This window comes from Chitinophaga sp. YR627 (genome assembly GCF_900114995.1).
GTDB lineage: Bacteria > Bacteroidota > Bacteroidia > Chitinophagales > Chitinophagaceae > Chitinophaga.
Genome location: NZ_FOUX01000011.1, coordinates 1 through 2,953 on the forward strand (window position 1 = coordinate 1; position 2,953 = coordinate 2,953).

Genomic DNA, 2,953 nt, shown 5'->3' on the forward strand with positions numbered 1-2,953 from the left:
CAAAGACCAATAAGGTAACATATTGGGAAATTGTAATAGTCTATACAAAAAAAATAAAATTAAAGCTTACGGGCAATTAGTACTACTCGGCTTCGATGTTACCACCCTTACACCTGTAGCCTATCAACGTCGTAGTCTCCGACGGCCCTTAAAAGTAAACTCATCTTGAGGTAGGTTTCACGCTTAGATGCTTTCAGCGTTTATCCTGTCCGTACATAGCTACTCAGCACTGCACCTGGCGGCACAACTGATACACCAGCGGTACGTACGACCCGGTCCTCTCGTACTAAGGTCATGTCCCCGCAATTTACTAACGATCACAACAGATAGGGACCGAACTGTCTTGCGACGTTCTGAACCCAGTTCACGTGCCACTTTAATCGGCGAACAGCCGAACCCTTGGGACCTTCTCCAGCCCCAGGATGTGACGAACCGACATCGAGGTGCCAAACCTCCCCGTCGATATGAGCTCTTGGGGGAGATCAGCCTGTTATCCCCGGAGTACCTTTTATCCTTTGAGCGATGGCCCTTCCATACAGAACCACCGGATCACTTTAGCCAGCTTTCGCTCCTGCTCGGCTTGTCGGCCTCACAGTCAAGCACCCTTTTACTAATGCGCTCTGCGTACGATTACCAACCGTACTGAGGGTACCTTTGCGAGCCTCCGTTACTTTTTAGGAGGCGACCACCCCAGTCAAACTACCCACCAAACAATGTCCTCGTTGCCGAGTTAGACTCTAAACAACAGAAGGTTGGTATTTCAACGTTGACTCCACAACTCCTGGCGAAGCTGCTTCATAGTCTCCCAACTATCCTACACATCTGTTGTTCAAAATCAATGTTAAGTTGTAGTGAAGGTTCACGGGGTCTTTCCGTCCCGTTGCGATTAACCGGCATCTTCACCGATACTACAATTTCACCGAGCTCGTGGTAGAGACAGTGTCCAACTCATTAGACCATTCGTGCAGGTCGGAACTTACCCGACAAGGAATTTCGCTACCTTAGGACCGTTATAGTTACGGCCGCCGTTTACTGGGGCTTCAGTCAGAAGCTTTGGATTGCTCCGAACATCCTTCCTTAACCTTCCAGCACCGGGCAGGTATCAGGCTCTATACGTCATCTTTCGATTTTGCAGGGCCCTGTGTTTTTGTTAAACAGTTGGTTGGACCATTTTACTGAGACCGCATTACTGCGGTACGCCTTATCCCGAAGTTACAGCGTCAATTTGCCTAGTTCCTTTACCACGGATCACTCGAGCGCCTGAGGATACTCTCCTCGACTACCTGTGTCGGTTTACGGTACGGGCTGCTATAACCTAACCTTAGAGGTTTTTCTTGGAAGTCTGATTAGGGACATTATCAGCGCGGCCGAAGCTTTGCTGTACTATCGGGTTCATCATCCCGTGCGGATTTTCCTACACAGAATATAACTACTCCCTTTAACGCACTATTCCGTAAGTGCGCAGTCCTTTCACTACTCCGTTACCCCATCGAAATTATAGCAGGTACTGGAATATTCACCAGTTTGCCATCAGCTACGCCTCTCGGCTTTGCCTAAGGACCCGACTAACCCTGATCCGATTAGCGTTGATCAGGAACCCTTAGTCTTACGGCGAATAGGTTTTTCACCTATTTTATCGTTACTTATGCCTACATTTTCTTTTCTAAACGCTCCAGCATACCTCGCGATACACCTTCAATGCAGTTTAGAATGCTCCCCTACCGATATCTACCTAAGTAGAATCCTAAAGCTTCGGTTGTATGTTTGATGCCCGATTATTTTCCGTGCTCAAACCCTCGACCAGTGAGCTGTTACGCACTCTTTAAATGAATGGCTGCTTCCAAGCCAACATCCTGGCTGTTATAGGATTTGAACTTCGTTTGTTCAACTTAACATACGATTAGGGACCTTAGCTGTTAATCTGGGTTATTTCCCTCTCGGCCATGGACCTTAGCGCCCACAGCCTCACTCCCGCAGATATATCATAGCATTCGGAGTTTATTAGGGTTTGGTAGGCGGTGAAGCCCCCTAGCCCAATTAGTAGCTCTACCTCTATGATAACTCTATATACGAGGCTGTTCCTAAAAACATTTCGGGGAGAACGAGCTATCTCTCAGTTTGATTGGCCTTTCACCCCTATCCACAGGTCATCCCATAGCTTTTCAACGCTAATGAGTTCGGTCCTCCAGTTTGTGTTACCAAACCTTCAACCTGCCCATGGATAGATCACAAAGTTTCGCGTCTACCCCTACTGACTAAAGCGCTCTGTTAGAACTCGCTTTCGCTACGGCTCCGCAACTTAAGTGCTTAACCTTGCCAGTAAGGAGTAACTCGTAGGCTCATTATGCAAAAGGCACGCCGTCACATATTACTATGCTCCGACCGCTTGTAGGCGCACGGTTTCAGGTACTATTTCACTCTTCTATTCGAAGTGCTTTTCACCTTTCCCTTACGGTACTGGTTCACTATCGGTCTCTAGGGAGTATTTAGCCTTACCAGATGGTGCTGGCAAATTCACACAGGATTTCTCCGGTCCCGCGCTACTCAGGATACTACACGTCTATCAGAATTTCTATCTACAGGGCTATCACCTGCTATGGCTCATCTTTCCAGATGATTCAATTTGATCTGACTTTCTAAAAGTAGTCCTATAACCCCGCGGCAGCACGCCACCGCGGTTTGGGCTGGTCCCCGTTCGCTCGCCACTACTTAGGGAATCATTAATTTATTTTCTTTTCCTGCAGGTACTTAGATGTTTCAGTTCCCTGCGTTGGCCTCCTTACGGATAATACATCTTCAATGTATTGGGTTGTCCCATTCGGAAATCTACGGATGTAACGATCGTTTGCATCTCCCCGTAGCTTATCGCAGCTTACCACGTCCTTCTTCGCCTCCTAGAGCCTAGGCATCCACCATGCGCCCTTATTCGCTTTAAATATCTTCAAAGCTTTTT

1 rRNA gene is annotated in these 2,953 nt (G+C 47.6%); it reads right to left on the reverse strand.

From position 1 onward, the window contains the following. Positions 1-56: 56 nt before the first annotated feature. Positions 57-2,936: ribosomal RNA gene (locus tag BMZ72_RS36205) — 23S ribosomal RNA — on the reverse strand. Positions 2,937-2,953: the final 17 nt, after the last annotated feature.